This window comes from Thioclava sp. JM3, assembly GCF_002213185.1.
GTDB classification, from domain to species: domain Bacteria; phylum Pseudomonadota; class Alphaproteobacteria; order Rhodobacterales; family Rhodobacteraceae; genus Thioclava; species Thioclava nitratireducens.
On sequence record NZ_NBOB01000018.1, the window covers coordinates 1 to 24,710 of the forward strand.

A 24,710-nucleotide genomic window follows, 5' to 3' on the forward strand; every position below is an offset into this window, starting at 1 on the left:
GCTCGCCACCGGGCGCAGCGCGCCGTCAAAAACGATCGCCCGCGACGACGTGGTGCCTTGGTCGATTGCCAGAATATAGCTCGCCATCAATCCTACCGTTCTCTTTCTGGCGATGCCCTCTCCATCCAGGGCATGGCGAGAAAGAGAACGAGGCGATGCCGCGGCACCGCCTCGCCTCGTTTCAGTTATTCATTCCAGCTTTTCACGAGCTCGTCGTAATCGACGGTGATCGGCTTTTCGCTCTCGTTGTCCAGCTTCAGCTTGGGCGATTGCGAGCCATGCTCGACCGAATAGTTATGCCACCATTCGAGATCGTGCTTCTCGGCCATTTTCGGACCCTTGTCGCCTTGGACACCCGCACGCTCGAGACGCTCGAGCACCTTTTCCTGGGCTTCGCAGAGCGAGTCCATGGCTTCCTGCACGGTTTTCGCACCCGAGGACGCATCCCCGATATTCTGCCACCACAGCTGCGCCAGTTTCGGATAATCCGGCACGTTGGTGCCCGTAGGCGTCCACTGAACGCGGGCGGGCGAGCGGTAGAATTCGATCAGACCGCCCAGGTCGGGCGCGCGATCGGTGAAGCTCTTGTCCTGAATCGTACTTTCACGAATGAAGGTCAGACCCACTTGGCTCTTCTTCACGTCGACGAGTTTGGACGTCACAAACTGAGCATAGAGCCACGCGGCCTGTGCCCGCTCGAGCGGAGTCGATTTCATCAGCGTCCACGAACCCACGTCCTGGTAGCCGAGCTTCATGCCCTTCTCCCAGTAGGCGCCATGCGGGGACGGTGCCATGCGCCATTTCGGCGTACCATCGTCATTCACGACAGGCAGACCCTTCTTCACCATGTCGGCGGTGAAGGCCGTATACCAGAAGGCCTGCTGAGCGACCTCGCCCTGTGCCGGAACCGGACCCGCCTCGGAGAAGGTCATGCCTTCGGCAGACGGCGGAGCATAGTTCTTCAGCCAGTCGATATATTTCTGCACGGCGTAAACCGCCGCCGGACCGTTGGTCGCGCCGCCACGATCGACGCAGGAGCCGATCGGCTGATCCTGCTCGTTAACGCGGATGCCCCATTCGTCGACCGGCTTGCCGTTCGGCAGGCCCTTGTCGCCTTCGCCGGCCATCGACAGCCACGCATCGGTGAAGCGCCAGCCGAGCGAGGGATCCTTCTTGCCATAGTCCATGTTGCCATAGACCTTCTTCGGACCGCCGATATAGGACATGTCGCGCCCGGTGAAGAACTTGGCGATATCCTCGTAGGCCGACCAGTTCACGGGCACGCCGAGGTCGTAGCCGTATTCGTCCTTGAAGTCCTTCTTGGTCTTCTCGTCGTTGAACCAGTCGTAGCGGAACCAGTAGAGGTTCGCGAATTGCTGGTCGGGCAGCTGGTAGAGCTTGCCGTCCGGCCCGGTGGTGAAGCTGAGGCCGATGAAATCCTCGAGGTCGAAATAGGGATCGGTGACCGCTTTGCCGTCGCCTTCCATCCAATCGGTCAGATCGCGGACCTGACCATAGCGCCAGTGCGTCCCGATGAAATCGGAGTCGTTGACATAGGCGTCGTAGATATTCTCGCCCGTCTGCATCTGGGTCTGGATCTTCTCGACGACGTCGCCTTCCTGAATCACGTCATGGATCACCTTGATCCCGGTGATCTTCTCGAACCACGGCGCGAGCGTCTTCGACTCGTAGGCGTGGGTCGTGAGCGATTCCGAGACCACGTGGATCTCCATGCCCTGATAGGGCTTCGCCGCGTCGACGAACCATTGCAGTTCCTTTTCGGCATCGGCTTGCGACAGTGTCGTCATGTCGCCGATTTCCTGCTCGAGGAACTGCTTGCCCGCCTCCATGTCGGCCAAGGCTGGTGACGCGACCATTAGCGCAAGCGCCATCGCGGTAGTTAAACGCAGTCTCATAGTTTCTCCTCCCTGAGTTTTTGCGTTGTTTGTCTTGGATCAGACCCAGCGGAACACGGCCGCCGCCCAGACGAAGCTGAGGATCAGCCCGCCCCAGACCGGCGCTCCCGCCATGCCCAGCCAGATCAGATTGATGAAAGCCGCCCCGAGCAGGCTGATGAACAGCCGGTCGCCCCGGGTCGTCTCGATACGAAGGATGCCGACGCGCGGCGTCTCGGGACGTTTGACCCCGATCACGGTGAAGATCACCAACAAGAGCGCAATCACCGCGAAGAATAATGCGGTCGGCCATGTCCATGCCATCCAGCTCATAGTGCTACCTCCTCAGACGCGGCCCAGGGCGAAGCCCTTGGCGATGTAGTTGCGCACGAAATAGATCACGAGCGCCCCGGGAATGATGGTGAGAACCCCAGCGGCTGCGAGCAGCCCCCAATCCACCCCCGAAGCGGAGACGGTACGGGTCATGGTCGCCCCAATCGGCTTGGCCGCGACCGATGTCAGCGTGCGCGACAGCAGCAGCTCGACCCAGGAGAACATGAAACAGAAGAAGGCAGCGACCCCGATGCCGGATGCGATAAGCGGCATGAAGATCTTGATGAAGAAACGCCCGAAGGAATAGCCGTCGATATAGGCGGTCTCGTCGATCTCCTTCGGAACCCCGCGCATGAAGCCTTCGAGAATCCAGACTGCGAGGGGCACGTTGAACAGCGTGTGCGCCAGCGCCACCGCGATATGCGTGTCGAACAGCCCGATCGAGGAATAAAGCTGGAAGAACGGCAGGGCGAAAACCGCGGGCGGCGCCATCCGGTTCGTCAGCAACCAGAAGAACAGGTGTTTGTCGCCCATGAAGTTGTAGCGCGAGAACGCGTAGGCGGCAGGCAGCGCGACGGTGATCGAAATCACCGTGTTCTGGACCACGTAGATGAGCGAATTGACGTAGCCCATGTACCAGCTCGGATCGGTGAAGATCTTGACGTAGTTTGCGAAAGTCAGATCGTGCGGCCAGAGCGAAAAGCTCGACAGGATCTCCTCGTTGGTCTTCAGGCTCATGTTCAGAAGCCAGTAGATCGGGATCATCAGGAACAGCAGGTAAAGCGCCATGACGATCGGTTGTGATTTCAGTCGCATCACTTGCCCTCCGACTTCTCGATATTGGTCATCACCGTGTAGAAGGCCCAGCTCACCAACAGGATCACGAGGAAATACATCAGCGAGTAGGCCGCGGCGGGACCGAGGTCGAACTGCCCCAGCGCCATCTTCACGAGGTCGATCGACAGGAAGGTGGTGGAGTTGCCGGGGCCGCCGCCGGTGACGACGAAGGGTTCGGTGTAAATCTTGAAACTGTCCATGAAGCGCAGCAGGATCGCGATGGTCAGCACGCCCTGCATCTTCGGCAGCTCGATGTAGCGGAAGATCTTCCAGCGGCTCGCCTGATCGATCTTGGCCGCCTGATAGTAGGCGTCCGGAATGGATTGCAGCCCGGCATAGGCCAGAAGCGCGACCAGCGACGTCCAGTGCCAGACATCCATCACAACGATGGTGATCCAGGCATCGCGGACATTTGCGGTGTAGTTGTAGTCGATCCCCATCGCGTCGAGCGAATATCCCAGGAGACCGATATCCACGCGCCCGAAAATCTGCCAGATCGTGCCGACCACGTTGAACGGGATCAGCAACGGCAGCGCCATCGTCACCAGGCAGAACGAGGCCCAGGCACCACGCTTGGGCATGTTGAGCGCAACGAACACCCCGAGCGGCACCTCGATCACGAGGATGATCGCCGAGAACATCGTCTGCCGCCCGAGCGCGTTCCACATGCGATCCGAATGCAGCATCTCATCGAACCATTCGAGCCCGGCCCAGAAGAAGACGTTGTTTCCGAATGTGTCCTGAACCGAATAATTAACCACTGTCATCAGTGGGATCACCGCCGAGAAGGCGACCAGCAACAGGACCGGCAGAACCAGCCACCAAGCGCGGTTATTCTGTGTCTTTTCCATCAGCTTGCCTCCCCGATCGGTGCGACGCGCCAATTGTCGGCGTAAATGTTGATCTGTTCGGGTGCGAGGATCAGCCGGTTCGCATCTGCGGGCACCGGCGCACCCTCGGGCACGGAGATATTCAGCTCCGTCCCGGCAGCCCGGGCCCGGACGATCCGGTGGCGTCCGACATCCTCGACGCGCTCGATCTGCACCGGCAGGCCATCTCCCTCATCCGAGAGCGCACAGAATTCCGGACGGATGCCAAGCTGGACGCGACCTTCCAATGGCCCATTCGAATAGGCCGCGCCCAGCGGGATCTCGTAGCCGTCGATGACTGCCCGCGATCCCGACACCTTGGCCTCTAGGAAATTCATTCCGGGAGAGCCAATGAAGTAACCCACGAATGTATGCGCGGGCCGCTCGAACAATTCCTTCGGCGTTCCCATCTGCACGACCCGGCCTTCGGACATCACGACCACCTTGTCGGCGAAGGTCAGCGCCTCTGTCTGGTCATGGGTGACGTAGATCATCGTGTGCCCGAACTCGCGATGAAGCGCTTTCAGCTGCGTGCGGAGTTCGAACTTCATATGCGGGTCGATGACGGTCAGCGGCTCGTCGAAGAGGATCGCATTGACGTCCTCGCGCACCATGCCGCGCCCGAGGCTGATCTTCTGCTTGGCGTCCGCTGTCAGGCCGCGTGCCTTGCGCGAAAGCACCTCCTCCATCCCGATCATCGCGGCGATCTGGTCGACCCGCGCCTTGATGTAATCGGCTCTCATGCCGCGATTTTTCAGGGGAAAGGCTAGGTTGTCGCGCACCGTCATCGTGTCGTAGACGACGGGAAACTGGAACACCTGAGCGATATTTCGTTCCGCCGTCGCTGCGTGGGTGACGTCCTTTCCGTCGAAAAGGATCCGTCCCTGCGAAGGTTGCAGCAGTCCCGAGATGATGTTGAGAAGTGTAGATTTTCCGCAGCCCGAGGATCCCAGAAGCGCATAGGCGCCGCCGTCGTCCCAGATATGATCGAAGGGTTTGAGCGCCCAGTCATCCTCCGAACTCGGATCGGGCAGATAACTATGCGCAAGATTGTTCAAAGTGATTTGTGCCATTGTCTTCCCCCTCAAGCCGCCTGCGCATATGCGGCCGGAACCGCCAGAGATCCGTCCTCGGAGAACAGGTAAATCCGATCGGTATCTACCGCGATCACCACTTCGTCGCCCGTGCCGAGGTCATAGACGCCAGGGATCAAGGCGACCCAGGACTGGTCGCCGTGACGCAGATGCAGATAAGTCTCCGATCCCGTCACCTCGGTGCCGGTCAGCTGGCAGCGGAATTCGAGCGCGTTGCCATCCCCGCCCTCGCGCGCCAGATGGACGTGATTGGGCCGGAAGCCGGCGATGTAGCGCCCTGCCTCGAGCTGCGCGAAACCGCCGTCGGCCGGCCAGCGCGCCTCTCCGCCGAAAACGAGACGGTGACCGTCGCGCGCGACCTCGACGAAATTCATCGGCGGATCCGAGAAGACCCGCGCCGTAATCTGGTCGCGCGGCTGGCGGTAGACCTCGGCGGTCGGGCCGAACTGCGTGATCCGCCCCTCCCAGAGCGTCGCGGTATTGCCACCGAGCAGCAGTGCCTCTTCCGGCTCGGTCGTGGCGTAGACGAAGATCGCGCCGGAAGCTTCGAAGATTTTCGGAATTTCGACACGCAACTCTTCGCGGAGCTTGTAGTCGAGATTGGCCAGCGGTTCGTCGAGCAGCACGAGCCCCGCGCCTTTTACGAGCGCCCGCGCCAGCGCGCAGCGTTGCTGCTGGCCGCCCGACAGCTCCAGCGGTTTGCGCTCGAGCATCGGCGTCAGCTTCATCATCTCGGCGGTCTCGCGTACGCGCCGGTCGATCTCGGAGGCTTCGCGCTTCTGCAGTCGCAGCGGCGAGGCGATGTTGTCGTAGACACTCATCGCCGGGTAGTTGATGAATTGCTGGTAGACCATCGCCACCTTGCGGTCCTGCACCCGCGCGCCGGTGACGTCCTCGCCTTCCCAGAAGACTCGGCCGGCGCTCGGCTCATCGAGCCCCGCCATAAGCCGCATCAGCGACGTCTTGCCCGCCAGCGTCGGCCCGAGAAGCACGTTCATCGTGCCCTTCTGCAAGACGAGATCGGTCGGGTGGATATGGGTCCGCCCATCGACTACTCGCTCGACGCCTTTCAACTCCAGTGTCATGCCTGCCCCCTCATTCCGCTACCCGCGCCCTGCTGATCCGCAAGTCGTGCTTTCGTGTATTCGGCCAATGTTTCGATCTCGGATGCGCTCAGACGGAGCCCGAGCTTGGTCCGGCGCCAGACGATATCGTCGGCGGTCTGCGCCCATTCCTTCTTCATCAGCCAGTCGACCTCGGCAGCACGGAGCGTCGCGCCGAAATCCTGTCCGAGATCCTCTGCCGATTTCGCATCGCCAAGGATTTCGCGCGCATCGAGCCCGTAATGACGCAGCATCCGCTCCGCCCATGCCGAATCCAGGAACGGATACTCGCGCATGATTTCGCCAAGAATTCGATCGGTCTCGGTCGGCGCGAACTCTCCGCCCGGCAAGGATGCGCGCGCAGTCCATTCCCCGGGCATATCCGGGAAATAAGGCGCGAGCTTTGCCAGCGCGCCTTCGGCCAAGCGGCGATAGGTCGTGATCTTTCCACCGAACACGTTGAGCAGCGGAAGCCCCGCCTGATCGTCCAGCGAGAGCACGTAGTCGCGCGTCGCCGCCGTCGCCGAAGACGCCCCGTCATTATAGAGCGGCCGCACGCCCGAATAGGTCCAGACGATGTCGTCCCGGGTCACTGGCGTCTTGAAATAATTCGACACGAAGGCGCAGAGATAATCTTTCTCGGCGTCGGTGCAGACGGCTTCGCCCGGCGGCCCCTGATGATCCTGATCCGTGGTGCCGATAAGCGTGAAATCCTGCTCGTAGGGGATCGCGAAACAAATCCGGCCATCCTCGCCCTGGAAGAAATAGCAGCGGTCATGGTCGTAGAGCTTGCGCGTGACGATATGGCTTCCACGGACCAAGCGGATCGACTCCCGCGTGTTGATCCGCACCGTGTTGGTGATCACGTTCTCGACCCATGGCCCCCCGGCATTCACCAGCGCGCGGGCGTAGTGTTCGCGACGCCCTTCCCTGCCTTCGGTGGTGACATGCCAAACCCCGTCGCGCCGTTCGGCTGCGACGACCTTCGTGCGGGTCAGGATCGTGGCGCCGCGCGCCTCCGCATCCCGGGCGTTCAAGACGACCAGACGCGCATCCTGAACCCAGCAATCCGAATACTCGTAGGCAAGACGGAACCGCTCTTGCAGCGGTCGACCCGCCTCGTCCTCGGAAAGATCGAGAGTTTCCGTTCCGGGAAGCAGATTGCGCCCGCCAAGATGGTCGTAAAGAAAAAGGCCCAGCCGAATGAGCCAGGCCGGGCGGCGCCCTTTCATCCAGGGCATGATCCGCGAGAGCAGACGCGACGTGGGCGTGTCGCTCTCGAAACGCATGTCGGCGCTGTAGGGCAGCACGAAACGCATCGGCCAGCTGATATGGGGCATGGCGTTCAGGAGTACTTCGCGTTCGCGCAACGCTTCGCGCACCAGCCTGAATTCGAAAAACTCGAGATAGCGCAAGCCACCATGGAACAATTTGGTCGACGAAGACGAGGTCGCCTGCGCGAGATCGCCCATTTCCGCAAGCGTCACCGACAGTCCGCGCCCCGCAGCGTCCCGGGCGATACCGCACCCGTTGATGCCGCCGCCGATCACGAAAAGATCGGTCACCCGGTCGTTATTTTCGAAAGCTGGCACAGACGATCCTCCCTCGCTGCGCCTACAAACGTGAGCGATTCGTTACTTTCTGTCAAAAGTTTTTTCGTTTTTGATCGTTTTTCGGCGTTTTTCTGGATTTTCGCGGGTAATAGCGCGATCCCGCAAATCGCGCGAAGCGCCCGGGCGACACGGGCGTGACACGGGCGTGAAGCTGTGGCAGGGGACTTCCAAGGAGGCCGCATGGCGCTAAATTTTCGACAGAACGAAATTCTCGAAATCGCGCGCAGCGACGGGCGTGTCGTGGTCGAAACGCTGGCCGAGCATTTCAATGTTTCGCTGCAGACGATCCGTCGCGATTTGTCGGAGCTATCCGACGCAGGACATCTCGACCGCGTTCATGGTGGCGCCGTCATCCGGAAGGGCGTCGTCAATTTCGATTACGAAGAACGGCGCCGGATGGGTGCGGATGCGAAAGCGGCCATCGGTCGGGCCTGCGCCAAGGAAATCCCCGATAACAGCTCGATAATCCTTAACCTAGGAACCACGACCGAGGCTGTGGCGCGCGAACTCTGCCATCATTCGAACATTACCGTTGTCACGAATAACAGCAATGTCGCCAATACCTTACTGGCGAACGAGAGTTGCGAGATCATGGTGGCGGGCGGCAACCTGCGTCGGTCGGATGGCGGGCTGGTCGGCGACCTGACGGCCGATTTCATGAGCCAGTTCAAAGTGGATTTCGCGGTGATCGGCGTCTCGGCACTCGATGACGAGGGCGATTTGCTCGACTACGATCTCGCCGAAGTCCGCGTCAGCCGGACAATCATACGCCAGGCACGCAAGGTCTTCTTGGTCACCGACAGTTCGAAACTGACGCGCTCCGCTCCGGTGCGGCTCGCCTCGCTCGAAGAGATCGACACGATCTTTACAGACGCGCCGCTCTCCGATGCGCTGACCAAGCGCTGCGCGGAATGGAACACCAAAATTGTCGTCGTCTAAGGGCCGCGCTGAACGCTCCTGAGCAGAAGCACCGCCTGCGGAAAGAACCCGCGTTCGTGTAGACGGACATTCCCTCGATTGAGCAGATCTTCGTCCCGGATCTTTTCGCAAACTGGCGCACGGATATAGCGGGATCGTGCCAGAGAACTTGAGCCGCGCAATCCGTCAATTGAAGCCCTAAGGCGTCGAAATCGAATGGAGCGGCGTGACGATCACCGATGCGGAAAGTCTTCGCGCTTTCGCCAAGCCCGCGCGGCTGATCGACGATCCCTGTTCCTGAAGATCATCGATACCGTCTTCGAAAAAGCAAAGCGGCAGGAGCTTCCCCCTGCCGCTCCACCTCCCGGCAAGTCGTGTGGCGAACGCCGGCCGGTTCACACGGAACCTCACATCGCTCAGCCATCTTGCCGGGAACTCCGGTCCTGTGTTGCAGGAAAGATCATTCCTGAACGCCGCGCGGCAAGGCGCTGCGCGTATCGTCACTCTTCTCTTCGGACAGCCCCCGGAAGAAGTGATGCCAAGCGAGGGCGGCATGGCCCTTATTGTTCGCAAGCTCGGTGGTCTGGGGTTTCCTGCCCGCAGGCATTTTTTCGACAGCCATTTTCGGCCCTCCATTTTATCCCGGAGAAATACTCGGGGAACTCCTCTGGGTGACCGGAGTCTCCGGTCAACTTCGCGGCCTCTCCTCGCGAGAAGGCGGCGTTGCGGCGCGTTCGTCGATCCGTGGCAATCGCGCCGCGCGTATGCGTGCGGTCGGAGCCGCTTTTTCTCGGCAGTGTCCTCACGGATGAGCCGCACTGCAGCGTCCGTCTTTTCCGGAGCGGTGGTCGGGCGGGCTGGCGCCCGTCGCGACCGGTATCGATTTCGTAAGTCCCGGCTTGCCTGTGATGGAGCTGCGAGAGGCCCGCGCTTCAGAGCCGAGATATGAACGAAAATATCCCGTCCGCCGGTCTTCGCTTCGATAAAGCCGAAGCCTATTGTCCGGTTGAACCGTCTCACGATGCCATTGGCCGTCGTGACGCCTCTTCACGCAGAGGCCGTCCGCAGAATGCGACAGCCAGACTCAGCCGCTTCGACGAGGCAGACTGTAGCCAAGAAGATAGACAGGTTGCAGAAGGGAATAACGTTGCTCGTCATACTTACGCGACGCTGGCTCTTTTTGCAAAGCAAATAGGGGCATGCCCCGGCCCTCATCTCTCGACCTTTCAGGTCAGGGAATTATATCCTGCACAATCAAACCGTTGCGCAAAAACTCCGACGCGTTCGGGCAATTGCCTCGTAATTCGGGGGCAAATCGCTTATGTGTAAATTCGAAAATCTTAATTCTCGGACCCTGTTCCTCCCGGCTCAGCGACGATCTTGAGCTTTGTCGGGCCGCAGCTTTTCAAAGGCGGCATCAAGGAAAAGGAGCCTCACATCGGCCAATCGTGGCGTGACGCCGTTCGAGCAGACCAACCCCTCAGCCACCAAATCGAGCTGAGCTTGGTCGCCACCGCTATTTCCGCCCCTCGCGACCTCCGGGAGAGCTTCGCGTACCGAAGGGGCCGGATCGTGACCTTCGCGCATCGAAGCCGACACGTCATGATCCGCTCGGAATACCAGACCAGCGCGCCAACGCGCGCAGACCCAATTCACCGCATAGCGCCGGCTTCGCCCGCCTATGCCTCCGTGATCGCGCGACCGTTGAAATCGGTGCTGTCACGGACACTTGGAAAGATACGAACCTTGATCGAAATTTACTGGGGCAAACCCATCTCCCTCGTCGTGTCGCCGAAAGGCGACGTCAAGTCCTTCAGCACCATCGAACAGGTGCATTACTGGTTGCGCAAGAAATGGCCGGTCAGCGACCTCGCGCAGAGCCGCGCGATTGACCGCGTCGAAGCGGCAATGGAGTGTCTGGGCACCGTGGCCGACGCGCGCAGCGCCTTCCTTGGTGCCGCAACCACTGCCGGATTCTTGCCATTGGAAACCTTGGATCATTCGATTGCAGCCTGATCAAACACCACATACGGCGCCGCGGGCGCGACAGGATCGGGAGAGATCGGCGCCTCGGCTGGAAGGCCTGCGCTCGAAGCTCTTCGACGCGCTCTTCGGTACGTGGACTGCACTGCAAGCCCCGATGATCCCGGTCCTCGCGCTGGCTCGGCGACCGCGGCTCGTGCGCGCCGCGGTCCGGTTCTGGACCGGCGGGGTCTTCGCGCTCGCACGCGGGGTTCTCAGGTTGCGCGTGCAGGAGCAAGGGCTCGAGAACAAGCATCTCGACAGCCCTTGCATCTACGTCTGCAACCACCAATCCACCTGGGAGACGCTGGCCTTCAACCGGCTCGTGCCCGATGTCTGCGTCATCGCGAAACACGAGTTGCGGCGTATCCCGATCTTCGGCTGGTACCTCGAACATTCGCCGATGATCCTGATAGACCGCAGCGCTGGCGGACGCGCCCTCGCCGGGATGATCACTCAGGCGCGCGAAGAGGCCGCCAAGGGCCGCTCGATTTTGATCTTTCCAGAAGGGACGCGGGTCGGCGTGGACGATCGCTGCGAGTTCCAGCCCGGCCTTATCGCGCTTTATCGCAAGCTCGGCCTGCCGATCGTCCCCGTCGCGCATAATGCCGGCCATGTCTGGCGCAAAGACGCGAAGACCGGCGGCACCATCACTGTGGCCTACTTCCCGGCGATCCCTCCCGGCCTCCCCGCGGCAGAGGTCAGCGCGCAGGTCGAAGCGCTTCTCAACGTCGAGAAGGACCGCCTCCCCCCCGCGCGACCCTGAACGAATACGCTAAATGTGTCCTGCGTTTCTTGCGTGGGACCGGCCTCTCCCTTGGCGCCCGCGAAGAGCGGGCCTCACAATGAGAGGCCCGTATTCTTGAAATGAAGAATACAAAAACGCATCGCGGCGCCTATGGCCGAAGGTCTGTCATCGGCTGCCCGCGAACAGAAGAGCCAGACGGCTCAGCGCCCATCCGCTGTCCCGAGTCAAAAACCATAGCATTTTAATCGGGATTTCTTGACCCAAGTGTTTTTGTCGGTTATTCGGGCACCGAACAGACAAGCAGGAACATCATGACTCGCATTTCACGCATTCTTCCCGCGCTTTTCGTGCTCGCCTGCGCGCCGGCGCTGGCCGTGGCGGACGAGACAATCCCGACGATTACCCTGACCGACGGGGTCGTCTCGCCGCAGCAGATCGACCTTCCCGCGAATACCGCCGTGACGCTGACCGTCTCGAATACCGGCAAGACCGCAGCCGAGTTCGAGAGCAAGCGCCTGCGGATCGAGAAGATCATCGCGCCGGGTCAGACCGCGACGATCGAACTGCGGGCGCTGCCGGCGGGCAGCTATCCCTTCGTCGAGGAATTCCACGAGGATCAAGACACCGCCAAGGGCACGATCGTCGTCAAGTAACCCACCAACCCACGAGAGAATGTCATGGACGGACAGATCATCTTCATCCTGTGGCGTGAGAGCGTGGAGGCGCTGCTCGTCATAGGCATTCTCGCAGGTTGGCTCGCACATGAAGGCGCCGGGCGACGCGCGGCGCGCTTCCTCTGGGGTGGCGTTCTGACCGGGCTGGCGCTGGCGCTGGCCTTCGCGCTGACGCTGCTGGGCTTCTCGAAACTGCTGTCGACCGAGGTCCGTCAGGACCTGATGACGGTGATGGTCTTCGTAGCCGCCGGGCTGATCGTGCAGATGGTGGTCTGGATGCGCGGCCACGGCCGTACGCTGAAACGCGATCTCGAGGCCGGGCTGAAGGCCGCCGCGATACGTCAGGGCTGGTGGGCGGTTTTCCTACTCGCAATGGCGGCGGTAGCGCGCGAGGGCTCGGAAACGGTAGTCTTCCTCTATGGCTCGCTCGCCGCGGCGAAGCAGAGCGAGATGACCGGCGTTCTCGCCTCGATCGCGGTCGGTGTGGCCGCAGCCGGAGCGACCTATGCGCTGCTGCGAGCCGGCGCGAAGTTCCTGCCGTGGCGCGGCTTCTTCCGGGTGTCCGAGGTGATGCTGCTCCTACTGGGCGCTGCGCTCTTCACCACCGGCGTGGATGATCTCGTCTCGGCGGGCATCCTGCCCTTCGGCGCGCCGCTCTGGGACATGAGCGCGCTGCTCGATGACGGGGGCCGTCTTGGCGGGCTGATCTCGGCGCTGACCGGTTACCGTGCCGCGCCGGACGCCGCGACGCTGGGCGGCTGGATCGTCTACTGGGCGTCGGTCGCAGGTATCCTGCGCTGGCAGAGCCGCAGCTTACAAGCCCGTCTGGCCTGAGGCCCATCTTACAATTCGCATTTTTTTGCCCCGGCCGGGATTATTCCCGCGCCGGGGTCGTCTTCTTCCCTACAGGACCCAAACCCGAGAGGAGAGGAAGATGAAACGTTTTCTGCTGACCACTGCCGTTTTGCTGGCCGCGAGCATTGCGCAAGCCGATCCCGCCAGTGTCACCGACACCGCAAAGGGGCCGACGCTCGTCGATTCCGCTGGCATGACGCTCTACACCTTCGCCAAGGACAGTGAGGGGATGTCCGCCTGCACCGGGCCCTGCGCCACGAACTGGCCGCCGCTGATGGCCACCGCCGAAGATCAGGCGATGGGCGACTGGAGCGTGATCACCCGCGACGACGGCACGAAGCAATGGGCTTACAAGGGCCAACCACTGTATACTTGGAAGAATGACATGAAGCCGGGCGACGTGACCGGTGACGGCGTCGCCAACGGCGCGTGGAAAGTCGCTCAGCCCTGACGCAATCCCCGGGCGGTATCGCATTGACGCCGCCCGGTCGAACAAGGCCCACCCATGTGACCCGTCGCACCCGCCACCTGATCGAGGCGCAGATTCCCGCGCTGCGCCGCTTCGCCTTCGCGCTGACCCGCGAGCGCGACGCGGCGGACGATCTTGTGCAGGACTGTCTCGCGCGGGCGCTGACGCGCTGGCACCTGCTGCGTTCGGAAGACCAGTTGCGGGCCTGGCTGTTTCGCATCCTGCGGAACCTTTACCACGATGCGCATCGCCGTCGCATCCGCCGCCCGGAGGGCGAGGCGCTCGATCCCGACGGGCTCGCTGGGCGCGATGCGGATGCCGAAACGGTCGTCTTTCTCGGCGACGTGTTCAGTGCGCTCGCTCGCCTGCCGATCGAGCAGCAGGAGGTACTTCTCTTGGTCGGAGTCGAGGATTTCAGCTACGAGGCGGTTGCCCGGATCCTTGGCCTGCCCAAGGGTACGGTGATGTCGCGCCTCGCCCGGGGACGCGAGGCGCTGCGCGAGATGACTGGCCATGACCGCCCCGATCGCACGCGCCACCCCCATCTGCGGAGGCTCAAATGACCGATCCCCATGCAGATCCCATCATGCGAAACGAGGCGGAGGTGCACGCCTATCTCGATGGCCGGCTCGCTCCCAAAGATCGCGCCCGGATGCAGGCCAAGCTCGCGGCGGATCCGGCGCTGGCGCAGCGGCTGTCCGCGATGCGCGCCGATCGCGACGCGCTGCGCGCAGCCCTCGCGCCGGTCCACGCCGCGCCTATCCCTGCGCGGCTGCGCCTCGCTGCGCCCGCGGGGGCAGGCTGGGTTCCGAGGGTAGCGGCGGCTATCGCGCTCTTCGCAGCGGGGCTTGGCGCCGGTTGGGGACTGGCGCGGCAGGGCGGCGGATCCCCCCGCGCTCCGCTGACCGAACTCGCCCGCGAGGCTCAGGTCGCCCACGCGGTCTATTCGGTGGAGGTCGTCCACCCGGTCGAGGTCGCAGCGCAGGAGCGCGCGCACCTGATGGCGTGGTTGTCGAAACGGCTCGACCGCAAGCTGGTCGCCCCGGACCTGTCGGCGCAGGGCTACACACTCGTGGGCGGACGCCTGTTGCCTGCCGATCAGGGTCCCGCCGCGCAGCTGATGTATGAAACCCAAGCAGGCGCGCGCCTGACGCTCTATGTCACCGCGCTTTCCACTGGAGAGACCGCATTTCGCCTGACCGAAGGGGATGGTGTCGCGAGTCTCGTCTGGGTCGACGGCGGCTACGGCTTCGCCCTCTCCGCGCCGCTGAGCAGCGCTGCACTCTGGCCGATGGCCAAGGCCGCCTACCGACAGCTCGCCTTCACCGGATGAACCAACCGTGCGCAAGGGACCGTCCGAGCGCGCCGTTGATCTGCCTCAATGTCGCGAACTCGTCAGAGGTGTATCGAGGCGGAAACGAACCCGTGGAGGTGATTATGACGAAACTTTCTCTTTTCACTGCATTTCTCGCACCCCTTGCCCCGGCCGTGGCTTTCGCCGACGCCCCGAGCGGCTATGGAGAGGGATATTATAGTCATCCCATGATGTGGGGCGACGGTTACGGCTTCTTCGGTGTCGGCATGATGGTGGTATTCTGGGGGGTACTCATTCTCCTTGCCGTACTTGCCGTGCGCTGGTTCACGGAACGCGGACCGGGCCGGAGCCAGAACACCGCGCTCGACATTCTCAAGGAACGTCTCGCGAAGGGGGAAATCGACCCCGAGGAATATCAGGCCCGCCGTAAGGCTCTCGAAGAATGACCGGGCTGCGCGCGGGGATCGCGACGGATCGCATGGAACGCAGGACCGTTTCACGCTATTCCTGAGCCCATGCTCGCCGTCCTCGCTGACAGAACTTATCGCCATCTCTTCGCCGCTCAGATCGTTGCGCTTCTGGGCACCGGGCTCGCCACGGTTGCGCTCGGGCTGCTGGCCTTCGATCTGGCGGGAGATCAAGCGGGCATGGTGCTTGGCACGGTCTTCACGATCAAGATGGTCGCCTATGTCGGGATCGCGCCGGTGGCAGGCGCCTTCGCCGACAGGGTAAACCGACGGGCGCTTCTGGTCACGCTCGACCTCGTCCGGGCCTGCGCGGCGCTGGCGCTGCCGTTCGTGACCGAGGTCTGGCAAGTCTATGTGCTGATCTTCCTTCTCCAATCGGCCTCCGCCGCCTTCACCCCGACGTTTCAGGCGACGCTGCCGGATGTGCTGCCGGAAGAAGAGCGCTACACTCGCGCGCTGTCGCTGTCGCGCCTGGCCTACGACCTCGAGAATATCGTCAGTCCCACGCTCGCGGCGCTGCTGCTTGCGGTGATGAGCTATAACAGCCTGTTTCTCGGCACGGTCGCGGGGTTCGCGGGTTCGGCGCTGCTGGTTGTATCGGTGATCCTGCCGAGCCCGCAGGCAGCAACCCGGCGCGGCATCTATGACCGGACCACGCGCGGCATTCGGATCTACCTCGCGACGCCACGGCTGCGGGGACTTCTGGCGGTGAATCTCGCCGCCGCTGCGGCGGGTGCGATGGTGCTGGTGAACTCGGTTGTGCTGGTACGCGGCGGGCTCCACCTGTCGGACAGCGATCTGGCCTGGACGATGTTCGCCTTTGGGGCGGGATCGATGCTGGCGGCCCTCGGCCTGCCCCATATCCTTGAAAGCATAGCGGACCGCCCGGTGATGCTGTCGGGCGCAGGCGTGATGATCGGCGCGCTTCTCGGCCTTGCCTTGGCAATCTCGACGGCCGGGCTGAGCTGGCCCCTGCTTCTCGCAGCATGGCTGACGACGGGCTTGGGCTATTCGGCCGTGCTCACTCCGTCGGGCCGATTGCTGCGACGCTCCGCGCATCCCGAGGACCGCCCGGCCCTCTTTGCGGCGCAATTCGCGCTGAGCCATGCCTGCTGGCTGGTGACCTATCCGCTCTCCGGCTGGCTGATGACGGAGTTCGGCGCGGTCCCGGCATTGCTCGGTCTCTCGGGCGTGGCGCTGCTCGGGCTGGCCGTCGCGCTGCGCGTCTGGCCCTCCGGCGATCCGGTCTCGCTGGAGCATCGCCACGACAATCTCGCGCCGGATCACCCGCATCTGCAGGGCCAACGCACTCATCGCCATCCGCTGGTGATCGACGACCTCCACCCGCATTGGGGCAACCGGTTCTGAGGCTCAATCGGCCAGCTTGATCGGCCCGCGCTCGGGATAGAGATCGCCGGGTCCGGGGTTTTCCTCGGGGCTGCGTCCGCCGAGATGCGTCATGATCCCCCACACCGCGTTGAGCGATGTCTGCACCGCGCCCTCGACCCAGGCGGGAGTCCAGCTGACACCGTCCCCGGCGAGGAAGACGCCCCTCTGGCTCGCCGCCATGCCTTGTTGCATGAAGTGGCCGTAAATGCGGTGGTTGTAGCGGTAGTGACCCGGCAGCGCGCCCTTGAAAGCCCCGAGGAAGTTTTCGTCCGCTTCCCAGCTCACGCAGATCGGCTGGCCGCGGATATGCGAGGCAATGTCGACGCCGGGGTAGATTTTGCCAAGCGCCTGCAGCGACAGCTCGACCCGGCGTTCCGCACTGAGCGGCAGCACCTTGAGCGCGTCGCTCATCCAGGCGTAGCTGAGGCAGATCACGCCGGGGCGGTCGGGCCCGTTATCAAAGAAATAGGTGCCGCGCGTCAGCCTGTCGGTCAGCGTCATCGACATCAGCGGTTCGCCGGTTTCCGGGTCGATGTCGTTCCAGAACGGCCGGTCGACCATGACGAAGGTCTTCGCGGCCTGCATGTAGCGGGTCCGGTCAAGCGCCATCCACATCTTCTGATCGAACAGGTCCTCTTCGGTCTCGATCGCCGTCGTCAGCAAGTGCGTCTGGCACGTCGCGAGCACCGCGGCATAGTCGTCCTCGTTGCCCCACTGGTCGCGCAGCCGGATCATCTCTCCGGCGCGGCTCAGCGCGGTCGCCCGGCTGCGCGTCGCGCCGCCATGCAGGCTCGCGAGCGTCGTACCCTCGGGCCAATGCGCGCAGGCCGGCGCCGCGTTCCACAGGCGATGCAGGACAGACTCCACCCCGCCCACGATGTAGCGCTGGTCATCGTCGAGCCCGAGCAGATTTACCCGCAGGATCTCCAGCATCGAATTCGGGAAGTCCGAATCCCAGCCGCCGGTGCCGAACCCGACCTGACCGAAAATCTCACGATGCGAGAAATCGAGCTTTTGGAACGCCTCCGAATGGGCCACGAAATCGTAGAAGGTGCGCTCGTCCCAATCTTTGACAAGCGGATCCCAGATCGCCTTGATCGCGGCCACATCCTTGGCGCGCACCGCGGCTTGCAGGTCGGGGAAGGCCGCCTGACTGCGCAGCGCTTCGTCATAGGCTTGCGCGATCTGGTGGAACCCCTCGGGCAGGTCGTCGAGGCTGCGTGCGAAATGCCGTTCGCCTTCAAGCTCGATGACGGTCGATCCGGCGGCGGGCGTCAGCGGGTTCGGAAAGGGGCGGCTCTCGCATCCGACAAGATCGACGTAATGGTAGAACCCCCGCGAGGATACGGGAAAGCGCATCCCGCCAAGCTCCGCGACGACTCCGTCCGTCCCTTCGAAGCTCTGCGAACGCAACCGCCCGCCGAATTGCGAGGACTCGTAGACCACTGGCCGCAGACCGAGCTTCATCAATTCGTAGGCCGCGATGACCCCGGCCGCCCCGGCGCCGATGATGGCGACCGGCGCGCCCAGCACATCCCTGGGCAGCGTACCGAGACCCGCGGGGTGACTGATCCAGTCCTCGTAGGAAAAGGGAAAATCCGGGCCGAAGGCTGTCAGTTCCTGCATCGCTGTCTCCTGTTGCGCCAATCCTCACCGTCGCCGACCGCAGCGGTAGAGAACACCTCCACGAGAATATCGGCCTGTGCAAGCGAGTAGCAGTTTTTCCGCCGCCCTTGCGAGGACTTCTCGGGGCAGACCTTCAACATCCCGAGATCGGTCGTGCGCGCTCAACCCGGATCGCAGTGTTGCGCCCCGGCACAAGATGAAGGGCAGCGCGAGAGGCGTCGCGCTGCCCTATTTCGCATGAGTGGATCGGGGCTGCCCGGAGTGTCAGCCGGGCGGTGCCATTGGGCCTGCGGCCTTGACGGCGGCGATGTAGCCGGGCTGCGCCTGCAGGGCGCTCCAGTAGGCGCCGACCTTGGGATGCTCTCCCAGCAGATCGAGCCGCGCCAGCAAGGCGATGACATAGGACATCTGGATATCGGCCAGCATCGCCCTCTCGCCGAAGAGCATTGGCCCGGTACCGATCGTCCGCCCGATGAAATTGAGATGGGAATTGAGCGCCGCCTGCGCCTCTGCGGGCACCGGCTTGCCCCGGAAGGCGGGCAGGACCGCCCGCAGCGCAACTTCGGCAAACGAGCTTTCGACATAATCCAGCAGTTCTTCGTGCTGCCAGAATTCCGGCGTACCACGCGGCGGCGTATGGGTCTCGTCACCGTATTTCGCGACGAGGTAACGCAGGATCGTCGCGGATTCCGCGAGTATCCGGTTGCCGTCCTCGATCACCGGCGACTTGCCCAGCGGGTGAACCCGCGACAGGGCCTCCGGCGCGCGAAAATTCTCGGTGCGCTGATAATCGACCCGGTGGCAGGGCTCGCCCAGATCGGCGAGCAGCCACAGCACCCGGGTCGCGCGGGAATAGTGCAGGGCGTGAAGGGTGATCATGGCAGGAACACCGCTTTTGCGTTGACGAATTCCTTCATGCCGAAGCCGCCATGTTCGCGGCCGTAGCCCGAATCCTTGACGCCTCCGAAGGGCATGTTCGGATCGGCAGTCCCGAAAGAGTTGATCCTCACCATCCCGGTGTCGAAGTGATCGCGAGCGAGCTTGAGCGCACGGTCTTCGTCCTTGCTGAAGATCCCGCCGCCAAGGCCATATCGGCTGTCATTGGCGATGCGCATCGCGTCCTCGTCATCCTTGGCGCGGATCACCGCTGCGACGGGGCCGAATATCTCGTCGTCATAGGCGGGCATCCCGGGAGCCACATCGACCAGCACCGTCGCGGGGTAGTAGGCGCCGGTGATATCCGGGGCCTCGCCGCCGCAAAGCGCCTTCGCCCCTTTGGCGAGGCTCTGTTCCACCTGCTCCTTGACCATCGCGAACTGGTCGTCGCTCGAAAGCGGACCAAGCTGGACGTTGTCCTTGGTGGGATCACCCATCTTGATCGCCTTCATCTGCTCCACGAACGCCTCGACGAACGCGTCATAGACCTTGTCCGCGACGATGAACCGTTTCGCCGAGACGCAGGTTTCGCCGTTATTGTACAGCCGCCCCATCACGGAGAATTTCACCGCCGTTTCGATATCGGCATCTTCCAGCACGAGGTAGGCATCGTTCGAGCCCAGCTCCAGCACGGTCTTCTTCAGTGACTTCGAGGCGACGCTTCCGACGTGGCGGCCCGCGCTGTCGCTGCCGGTCAGGGTCACACCGCGCACCTTGGGATGCGCGATCAATTTGTCGCTGGTGTCGTGGTCGATCAAAATGACCTGGAAGAGGTCCTCGGGCAGCCCTGCCTCGATACACAAGTCGCGCAGGCGCAGGCCCGAGCCGGTGCAGATACTGGCATGTTTGAGTACGCAGGCATTGCCCGCCATCAGGTTCGCCGCGAGCACCCGGATCGGCTGGTAAAGCGGGAAGTTCCACGGCTGGATCGAGTAGATCACGCCGATCGGCTGGTAGGTCACGACACCGCGCGATCCCTCTGTGCCGTGGGTACGCTCCTCGTCGGCCAGCGCGTGGGGGCCGGTCTTCGCGGTATAGTCGAGGATCGCGGCACAGATCTCGACTTCGGCCTTGCCGTCCTTCAGCAGCTTGCCGGTCTCGCGCGTCATCAGCGCTGCCAGCTCATCCGCGTTCTCGCGGAGCTTTTCTGCGATCTTGGTCAGGTAGGGCGCGCGCTCGGCGGGCGTCCGCGCGCGCCAATCCAGAAAGGCGGAGTGCGCGGCCTCGACCTTCTCGAAGGCCTCGGCCTCGCTCATCAGAGGATAGGTCTTGATCGTCTCGCCCGTTGCGGGGTTGGTGGTGGTGATCGTTGACATGGGGACTCCTTCGATTTCAAAGGGGCCAACTTTCGCCGCGGGCAGGAGTTCCAGCGCCCGTCGCGGCAGCGCAGGCTTTCGCGGGCGTCACCGGTCAAATCCCCCCGCACAAATGTGCGGGCCACGGATATTCGCCAGTCGTTCGCGGCGATGCCGGACACGCGAACCGACAAGACGTCGCGTCGCACGCGGTCGCCGCGCGGGCGCCCCGCTCTATCTGGCAAGGCAAGCGCGGACGGTGCGGGCGCAATCTCCCGGAGCTCCGTTCGCGACCCGACCCGAGTTTTCACCCCAAATCAGGCATCTGGAGATCGACATGGCGACCACTGGCAAACAACTGTTCACGACGCTGGAGGCGGACGGCACACTCACCGTCGCGATCGAGGACGTGGATTTCCCCGACCCAACCGGCAATCAGGTCCTCGTCAAAATGGAGGCGGCTCCGATCAACCCCTCAGACCTCGCCATCCTCGTGGGCGCGGCGGATATGGAGAACGCCGCGTATTCCCCCGGCAAATTCGTGGCCAAGATGCCCGAGCCGTTCAACGCGGGCTCGAAAGCGCGGCACGGTCTGAAGCTGCCCGCGGGCAACGAGGGCGCAGGCACGGTCGTCGCAACCGGCGACAGCGACGCGGCGAAAGCGCTTATGGGGCAGCGCGTCTCCTGCGTGCCGGGCAACGCCTATAGCCAGTATTGCATCGCCGATGCGGAGATGTGCCTGCCGCTGGGCGATCATTCCTCCGAAGATGGCGCGAGCGCCTTCGTCAATCCGATGACCGCGCTCGGCTTCGTCGAGAACGCCAAGATGGACGGGCAGGATGCGATCCTGCACACGGTTGGCGCGTCGAACCTCGGGCAGATGTTGACGCGCATCTGTCAGGAAGACGGTCTCGGTCTGGTGAATATCGTTCGCAAGGACGATCAGGTCGATCTGCTTAAGAAGATCGGCTCCACCCATGTCGTGAACTCCTCGGATGACGATTTCATGGAACAGCTTCGCGACGCGATCGACGACACCGGAGCCTTCTACGGCTTCGATCCGATCGGCGGCGGCCATGCGGTCGACAACGCCTTCAAGGCGATGGAGCAGGTCGCGGTGAGCCGGATGACGGAATATTCGCGCTACGGCTCGAACCAGCCGAAGCGGATGTTCATTTACGGACGTCTCGACACCGGCCCGACGACCCTCTCGCCGAGCTACGGCTTCGGTTGGACGCTCTCGGGCTGGCTGCTGTTTCCGTTCCTGCAATCGGCCGGGCAAGAGACCGTCGCGCGGATGCGCAAGCGGGTGCGCGACAATCTCACGACCACCTTCGCGAGCCATTACAAGACCCGCGTCAATCTCGACGAGATGCTGACGAAAGAGGCCGTGACCGATTACCGGAAAATGAAGACCGGCGAGAAATACCTCGTGACCCCCTGGTCCTGAGCCTCTGATCCTGACGATGCGTCGCCGGAGTAGCCCTGATCCGATCGGGGTCGCTTCGGCGTCGAACAAATGAGGGTTAGATCGTAATCTGCCTTGCCGCGCTCCGCATCAGCTCGAATTGTCGAGAATGTCGCGACGCAATCCGAGCACGAGCGCGATCGCCGCCAGTTTCAGCGCGCAGGGCACGAGCGCATAGCTGACATTGAGCGCCGAGAGCGCCGCGCCGGTGTTGCCTGCGCCGGGCTGGTATCCGAAATATTGAAGCAACGGCAACACGGTCCCGGCGGCGATCGCCAAAGTCGCCTTGGCGCTGAAGTTCCAGATCCCGAACGCCTGCCCCGCTTGCAGCCCCGCACGCGACAGCGCTGACGCGAAAAGCGCCGATAGAATCACCATATCCGCTCCGAGCGCGACACCGGACCCGATACAGATCGCCGCGAACGGTAAAGCGGCCCCGGTCGGCAGGCTGAAGGCACCGACGAAGCTCACGATTGCAAGAACCATCGCGACCAGCAGCACCCGGCGGGCGCCGAACCGTCTGGCGAGACGTCCCCATAGAGGGGCACTCGCCCCGGCGGCTATGAAGAACAGGATAAGAAATGGTCCTGCCAAGTCCGGCAAGCCAAGCCGGTCCCCCACGAAGAACAGAAACAGCGTCGATGTCACGGCCACCGGCAGGCTGTTGACGAAGGCCAGCAGCAAGAGCCAACCCGCGCCTGACCCGATGAGTCCCCGCCAGTTCAACCGCGTCGAGGCGAGTTGCGTCTTGCGCCAAAGCGGCCGCGCCAACGCAACCGCGATCAACGACAACAGCGCGATCAGCCAGCCGAAAGGCCGGTAGCCATCCGATTGATCGTGGAGCGTCGAAAGCAGCGCCGGCGCGATCGCGCCGAGCGTCACCCCGATCAGAACGCCGGTTTCGCGCCAGCCGGCGAGGCTCAGCTGCGACTGGGTCCGCCCCGATCCGGCGAAAGCGGCGCTCTGGCCGTAGATCAGGATCGTCCCGAGGCTATACCCCGTGAACGCGACGACAAGCCCCCCGGTCAGCCAAAGCGCGGGACTTCCCTGCGCTGGCAGAGAAAAGACCGCGACACAGCCCGCCGCCAGCAGCGCCATCGCGAGGGCCGCGAACCCCGAGCGGTACTGCGCCCAGCGGTCTGTCATCCACCCCAAGAGCGGATCCTGCAGAAAATCCACGATACGGATCAGCAGCAGGATCGCCCCGACCTGACCGAGCGACAGGCCAAGTCGCGTGGCCGCAAAACTCGGCAGGTGGATGTAGATCGGGATGCTCGCCGTCGCGAGCGCCATCGCGAGAAACCCCACGCGCCAAAAGTCCCTTGGCTGATCCACCGGCATCACGCTCATCGGGCGCGCGGCCCCGTCAGCCTGACGAAGAGCCAGACGATACCGGGGCGCAGCTTCAGAAAGATACGGTAGGCCAGTTCGAGGAGAGTCCTGACAATCGGCCATCGCGCGATGCGCGCCAGACCACGCCAGCGCGGAAGTTGCGCCCAGAGCTCTGCAAACGCGGTGACCCCCGAGACGAGACGCCCATCCCGCGTCCGCACGTGAAACCGCGCCAGCGCGTCGTCCCGGTTCAGAGCGTCGGGCAGAGTCGCGCCCGGGTCGGAGAGATCGACGAACTCCAAAGCGTCCGCCTCCGGCGCTTCGCGATAGAGCCCGATTTCGGCACGACAAAGCGGGCACGCCCCGTCATAGAAGACGGTCGCCTTGCTTGTCGTATTCGTCGCGGATCGGCGCACGTTTCCCTCATCTTCAGCTTCGATGAGTGTTACGCGCCCGGACAGTTCGAGGATCTTTCGCAGCAGGCTCGTTGGTTCCGCGAACGCGCAGGTCCATCCGAAAGCGCCTCGGGGCAATTCATCGCCCCGCAGCAGAGCCGCCAACGCTCGAAATGCATCCGCCTGCTCAGGTTGCGACGGTCGCGCCTTGAGAACTAAGCTCGAAGGTTATCAGGCGAAGGCCGCGGACCGCGCGTAAAATTGGATCGCGAAGCGACGGCCTGAACGACCTGGACGACCGCGAACCAACGGTTCTCATTTTGCGCCACACCCGTCGGAAGCCCCGCTTATTCGGCGGGCCTCTCCTCCAGATCCAACCGCATCGTCGCCATGCCCTGACGGCGGGACAGTTCCTCGTAGCCGGCCGAGAGATAGGCGTTGAAGGCCGGCGCGTTATCGAGCTCCACCTTCAGGGTCAGCGACAGCGCGCCGAGGTCTCGCGCCGCCTGTTCCACGTGCCCCGTCAGCTCTGCAGCCGCCCCGCCACGCGCCTCTTCGACGAGATAGACGTAGGTCAGGTGCCGCACCTCCGGCCCGATACCCTCGCGCAGCGCGAAGAAACCGACATCCCGCCCCGTCTCATCCTGAAGGTAGAACGAGACGTCCTGATGTTCTCCAAGCCACTTGCGATGCCATTCCATCTCGTCGAACGGAACTTTCGCATTGGGATTGAGCAGGGGAATTTCGGCGTCCGACAGCATCGCTGCCAAGGGGGCCAGATCGCGGTCGCGGTTGCGGCGCAGGGTGAGTGCCATATGTCCTTCCTTAGGCTGGGCCCGGCGCGCGCGCCGAGGTGGATCATGAAAGGTCGCGTGCCTGACACAGAAGCCCCTTGCGGGTCAACCGCAGCGCTCGCTGGACTAATCGCCGCGGTCACGACCCACGCCACGCAACAGCCGGCACGCGGTCGCCAGTATTCACCGCCATCCAGGTCTCGTCCATCGGCCAGGCTCTCGAGAGCCACGGCACGCCTATATGGCCGTAGAGAAACGAGAGC

At 63.2% G+C, this 24,710-nt stretch carries 25 protein-coding genes and 1 pseudogene; 11 read left to right on the forward strand and 15 right to left on the reverse strand.

What is annotated here, in order from left to right:
• Positions 1 to 185: 185 nt before the first annotated feature.
• From B6V73_RS19450 to glpD, 7 genes are read right to left on the reverse strand one after another with little or no spacing between them, the layout of a single operon-like run.
• Complete coding sequence (locus B6V73_RS19450) at positions 186 to 1,916, reverse strand: ABC transporter substrate-binding protein (protein ID WP_088726201.1); 1,731 nt, start codon at positions 1,914 to 1,916, stop codon at positions 186 to 188.
• A gap of 39 nt (positions 1,917 to 1,955) precedes the next feature.
• A complete protein-coding gene (locus B6V73_RS19455; protein WP_075777591.1) occupies positions 1,956 to 2,228 on the reverse strand; it encodes a DUF2160 domain-containing protein in 273 nt (90 codons plus the stop codon).
• A gap of 12 nt (positions 2,229 to 2,240) precedes the next feature.
• Entirely contained in the window at positions 2,241 to 3,044 is an 804-nt protein-coding gene (locus B6V73_RS19460; protein ID WP_075777590.1) for a carbohydrate ABC transporter permease, read from the reverse strand.
• Complete coding sequence (locus tag B6V73_RS19465; RefSeq protein ID WP_088726202.1) at positions 3,044 to 3,916, reverse strand: sugar ABC transporter permease; 873 nt, start codon at positions 3,914 to 3,916, stop codon at positions 3,044 to 3,046. The genes B6V73_RS19460 and B6V73_RS19465 overlap by 1 nt, the downstream gene beginning before the upstream one ends.
• The gene (locus B6V73_RS19470) at positions 3,916 to 5,007 is read right to left on the reverse strand and encodes an ABC transporter ATP-binding protein (RefSeq protein ID WP_075777588.1); all 1,092 of its coding nucleotides are present in this window, start codon (positions 5,005 to 5,007) and stop codon (positions 3,916 to 3,918) included. The genes B6V73_RS19465 and B6V73_RS19470 overlap by 1 nt, the downstream gene beginning before the upstream one ends.
• Positions 5,008 to 5,018: 11 nt before the next feature.
• Positions 5,019 to 6,113 carry an ABC transporter ATP-binding protein gene (locus tag B6V73_RS19475; RefSeq protein ID WP_088726203.1) on the reverse strand — a complete coding sequence of 365 codons (1,095 nt, stop codon included), beginning with the start codon at positions 6,111 to 6,113 and terminating at the stop codon, positions 5,019 to 5,021.
• On the reverse strand, positions 6,110 to 7,723 hold the full coding sequence (gene glpD / locus B6V73_RS19480) for a glycerol-3-phosphate dehydrogenase (RefSeq protein ID WP_088726204.1): 1,614 nt from the start codon (positions 7,721 to 7,723) through the stop codon (positions 6,110 to 6,112). The genes B6V73_RS19475 and glpD overlap by 4 nt, the downstream gene beginning before the upstream one ends.
• A gap of 201 nt (positions 7,724 to 7,924) precedes the next feature.
• Between glpD and B6V73_RS19485 the strand changes: the two genes are divergently transcribed.
• The gene (locus tag B6V73_RS19485; RefSeq protein WP_088720030.1) at positions 7,925 to 8,683 is read left to right on the forward strand and encodes a DeoR/GlpR family DNA-binding transcription regulator; all 759 of its coding nucleotides are present in this window, start codon (positions 7,925 to 7,927) and stop codon (positions 8,681 to 8,683) included.
• A 439-nt stretch (positions 8,684 to 9,122) separates the two neighbouring features.
• On the opposite strand, the gene B6V73_RS20900 is transcribed toward B6V73_RS19485, so the two are convergent.
• A complete protein-coding gene (locus B6V73_RS20900) occupies positions 9,123 to 9,284 on the reverse strand; it encodes a hypothetical protein (RefSeq protein WP_157771540.1) in 162 nt (53 codons plus the stop codon).
• 353 nt (positions 9,285 to 9,637) lie between these two features.
• Positions 9,638 to 9,682: pseudogene (locus B6V73_RS21390) on the reverse strand (hypothetical protein); the annotation flags it as partial.
• A gap of 360 nt (positions 9,683 to 10,042) precedes the next feature.
• Between B6V73_RS21390 and B6V73_RS21010 the strand changes: the two are divergent.
• The 9 genes from B6V73_RS21010 (at position 10,043) to B6V73_RS19535 (ending at position 16,580) form a co-directional block, all read left to right on the forward strand.
• On the forward strand, positions 10,043 to 10,678 hold the full coding sequence (locus B6V73_RS21010; protein WP_240497915.1) for a DUF982 domain-containing protein: 636 nt from the start codon (positions 10,043 to 10,045) through the stop codon (positions 10,676 to 10,678).
• A 124-nt stretch (positions 10,679 to 10,802) separates the two neighbouring features.
• Complete coding sequence (locus B6V73_RS19500; RefSeq protein ID WP_077701068.1) at positions 10,803 to 11,450, forward strand: lysophospholipid acyltransferase family protein; 648 nt, start codon at positions 10,803 to 10,805, stop codon at positions 11,448 to 11,450.
• Between the two features lie 293 nt (positions 11,451 to 11,743).
• Positions 11,744 to 12,085 carry a cupredoxin domain-containing protein gene (locus tag B6V73_RS19505; RefSeq protein WP_088726205.1) on the forward strand — a complete coding sequence of 114 codons (342 nt, stop codon included), beginning with the start codon at positions 11,744 to 11,746 and terminating at the stop codon, positions 12,083 to 12,085.
• Positions 12,086 to 12,109: 24 nt separating this feature from the next.
• On the forward strand, positions 12,110 to 12,940 hold the full coding sequence (locus tag B6V73_RS19510) for an FTR1 family protein (RefSeq protein ID WP_088720026.1): 831 nt from the start codon (positions 12,110 to 12,112) through the stop codon (positions 12,938 to 12,940).
• 100 nt (positions 12,941 to 13,040) lie between these two features.
• Positions 13,041 to 13,412, forward strand: coding sequence for a hypothetical protein (locus tag B6V73_RS19515; RefSeq protein ID WP_088726206.1), 372 nt, complete (start codon positions 13,041 to 13,043; stop codon positions 13,410 to 13,412).
• 56 nt (positions 13,413 to 13,468) lie between these two features.
• Entirely contained in the window at positions 13,469 to 13,993 is a 525-nt protein-coding gene (locus tag B6V73_RS19520; protein WP_240504196.1) for a sigma-70 family RNA polymerase sigma factor, read from the forward strand.
• Entirely contained in the window at positions 13,990 to 14,763 is a 774-nt protein-coding gene (locus B6V73_RS19525; protein WP_075777577.1) for an anti-sigma factor, read from the forward strand. Before B6V73_RS19520 ends, B6V73_RS19525 begins: the two co-directional genes overlap by 4 nt.
• A 104-nt stretch (positions 14,764 to 14,867) precedes the next feature.
• Positions 14,868 to 15,191 carry an SHOCT domain-containing protein gene (locus B6V73_RS19530; RefSeq protein WP_088726207.1) on the forward strand — a complete coding sequence of 108 codons (324 nt, stop codon included), beginning with the start codon at positions 14,868 to 14,870 and terminating at the stop codon, positions 15,189 to 15,191.
• Between the two features lie 69 nt (positions 15,192 to 15,260).
• Complete coding sequence (locus B6V73_RS19535; protein ID WP_088726208.1) at positions 15,261 to 16,580, forward strand: MFS transporter; 1,320 nt, start codon at positions 15,261 to 15,263, stop codon at positions 16,578 to 16,580.
• Between the two features lie 3 nt (positions 16,581 to 16,583).
• Here the strand turns inward: B6V73_RS19535 and B6V73_RS19540 are convergent, their stop codons facing one another.
• From B6V73_RS19540 to B6V73_RS19550, 3 genes are all read right to left on the reverse strand, one after another.
• Complete coding sequence (locus tag B6V73_RS19540; RefSeq protein WP_088726209.1) at positions 16,584 to 18,227, reverse strand: NAD(P)/FAD-dependent oxidoreductase; 1,644 nt, start codon at positions 18,225 to 18,227, stop codon at positions 16,584 to 16,586.
• 264 nt (positions 18,228 to 18,491) lie between these two features.
• Positions 18,492 to 19,106 (reverse strand): glutathione S-transferase, encoded by a 615-nt coding sequence (locus B6V73_RS19545; RefSeq protein WP_075777573.1) that lies wholly within the window; start codon positions 19,104 to 19,106, stop codon positions 18,492 to 18,494.
• Entirely contained in the window at positions 19,103 to 20,479 is a 1,377-nt protein-coding gene (locus tag B6V73_RS19550; RefSeq protein ID WP_088726210.1) for an NAD-dependent succinate-semialdehyde dehydrogenase, read from the reverse strand. The genes B6V73_RS19545 and B6V73_RS19550 overlap by 4 nt, the downstream gene beginning before the upstream one ends.
• A 316-nt stretch (positions 20,480 to 20,795) precedes the next feature.
• Between B6V73_RS19550 and B6V73_RS19555 the strand changes: the two genes are divergently transcribed.
• On the forward strand, positions 20,796 to 21,908 hold the full coding sequence (locus B6V73_RS19555; protein WP_088726211.1) for a zinc-binding dehydrogenase: 1,113 nt from the start codon (positions 20,796 to 20,798) through the stop codon (positions 21,906 to 21,908).
• Positions 21,909 to 22,016: 108 nt separating this feature from the next.
• On the opposite strand, the gene B6V73_RS19560 is transcribed toward B6V73_RS19555, so the two are convergent.
• From B6V73_RS19560 to B6V73_RS19570, 3 genes are all read right to left on the reverse strand, one after another.
• Positions 22,017 to 23,276, reverse strand: a complete 1,260-nt coding sequence (locus B6V73_RS19560; RefSeq protein WP_240504197.1) for an MFS transporter — start codon at positions 23,274 to 23,276, stop codon at positions 22,017 to 22,019.
• A complete protein-coding gene (locus B6V73_RS19565; RefSeq protein WP_088726215.1) occupies positions 23,273 to 23,674 on the reverse strand; it encodes a DUF393 domain-containing protein in 402 nt (133 codons plus the stop codon). The genes B6V73_RS19560 and B6V73_RS19565 overlap by 4 nt, the downstream gene beginning before the upstream one ends.
• A 326-nt stretch (positions 23,675 to 24,000) precedes the next feature.
• Positions 24,001 to 24,468, reverse strand: a complete 468-nt coding sequence (locus B6V73_RS19570; protein ID WP_075777570.1) for a GNAT family N-acetyltransferase — start codon at positions 24,466 to 24,468, stop codon at positions 24,001 to 24,003.
• Between the last annotated feature and the right edge of the window lie 242 nt (positions 24,469 to 24,710).

Bases quoted from the DNA above. Each gene is read 5' to 3' on its own strand.
- B6V73_RS19450 (WP_088726201.1), bottom strand. From the start codon at position 1,916: ATGAGACTGCGTTTAACTACCGCGATGGCGCTTGCGCTAATGGTCGCG.
- B6V73_RS19455 (WP_075777591.1), bottom strand. From the start codon at position 2,228: ATGAGCTGGATGGCATGGACATGGCCGACCGCATTATTCTTCGCGGTG.
- B6V73_RS19460 (WP_075777590.1), bottom strand. From the start codon at position 3,044: ATGCGACTGAAATCACAACCGATCGTCATGGCGCTTTACCTGCTGTTC.
- B6V73_RS19465 (WP_088726202.1), bottom strand. From the start codon at position 3,916: ATGGAAAAGACACAGAATAACCGCGCTTGGTGGCTGGTTCTGCCGGTC.
- B6V73_RS19470 (WP_075777588.1), bottom strand. From the start codon at position 5,007: ATGGCACAAATCACTTTGAACAATCTTGCGCATAGTTATCTGCCCGAT.
- B6V73_RS19475 (WP_088726203.1), bottom strand. From the start codon at position 6,113: ATGACACTGGAGTTGAAAGGCGTCGAGCGAGTAGTCGATGGGCGGACC.
- B6V73_RS19485 (WP_088720030.1), top strand. From the start codon at position 7,925: ATGGCGCTAAATTTTCGACAGAACGAAATTCTCGAAATCGCGCGCAGC.
- B6V73_RS20900 (WP_157771540.1), bottom strand. From the start codon at position 9,284: ATGGCTGTCGAAAAAATGCCTGCGGGCAGGAAACCCCAGACCACCGAG.
- B6V73_RS19500 (WP_077701068.1), top strand. From the start codon at position 10,803: ATGATCCCGGTCCTCGCGCTGGCTCGGCGACCGCGGCTCGTGCGCGCC.
- B6V73_RS19505 (WP_088726205.1), top strand. From the start codon at position 11,744: ATGACTCGCATTTCACGCATTCTTCCCGCGCTTTTCGTGCTCGCCTGC.
- B6V73_RS19510 (WP_088720026.1), top strand. From the start codon at position 12,110: ATGGACGGACAGATCATCTTCATCCTGTGGCGTGAGAGCGTGGAGGCG.
- B6V73_RS19515 (WP_088726206.1), top strand. From the start codon at position 13,041: ATGAAACGTTTTCTGCTGACCACTGCCGTTTTGCTGGCCGCGAGCATT.
- B6V73_RS19525 (WP_075777577.1), top strand. From the start codon at position 13,990: ATGACCGATCCCCATGCAGATCCCATCATGCGAAACGAGGCGGAGGTG.
- B6V73_RS19530 (WP_088726207.1), top strand. From the start codon at position 14,868: ATGACGAAACTTTCTCTTTTCACTGCATTTCTCGCACCCCTTGCCCCG.
- B6V73_RS19535 (WP_088726208.1), top strand. From the start codon at position 15,261: ATGCTCGCCGTCCTCGCTGACAGAACTTATCGCCATCTCTTCGCCGCT.
- B6V73_RS19540 (WP_088726209.1), bottom strand. From the start codon at position 18,227: ATGCAGGAACTGACAGCCTTCGGCCCGGATTTTCCCTTTTCCTACGAG.
- B6V73_RS19545 (WP_075777573.1), bottom strand. From the start codon at position 19,106: ATGATCACCCTTCACGCCCTGCACTATTCCCGCGCGACCCGGGTGCTG.
- B6V73_RS19550 (WP_088726210.1), bottom strand. From the start codon at position 20,479: ATGTCAACGATCACCACCACCAACCCCGCAACGGGCGAGACGATCAAG.
- B6V73_RS19555 (WP_088726211.1), top strand. From the start codon at position 20,796: ATGGCGACCACTGGCAAACAACTGTTCACGACGCTGGAGGCGGACGGC.
- B6V73_RS19560 (WP_240504197.1), bottom strand. From the start codon at position 23,276: ATGAGCGTGATGCCGGTGGATCAGCCAAGGGACTTTTGGCGCGTGGGG.
- B6V73_RS19570 (WP_075777570.1), bottom strand. From the start codon at position 24,468: ATGGCACTCACCCTGCGCCGCAACCGCGACCGCGATCTGGCCCCCTTG.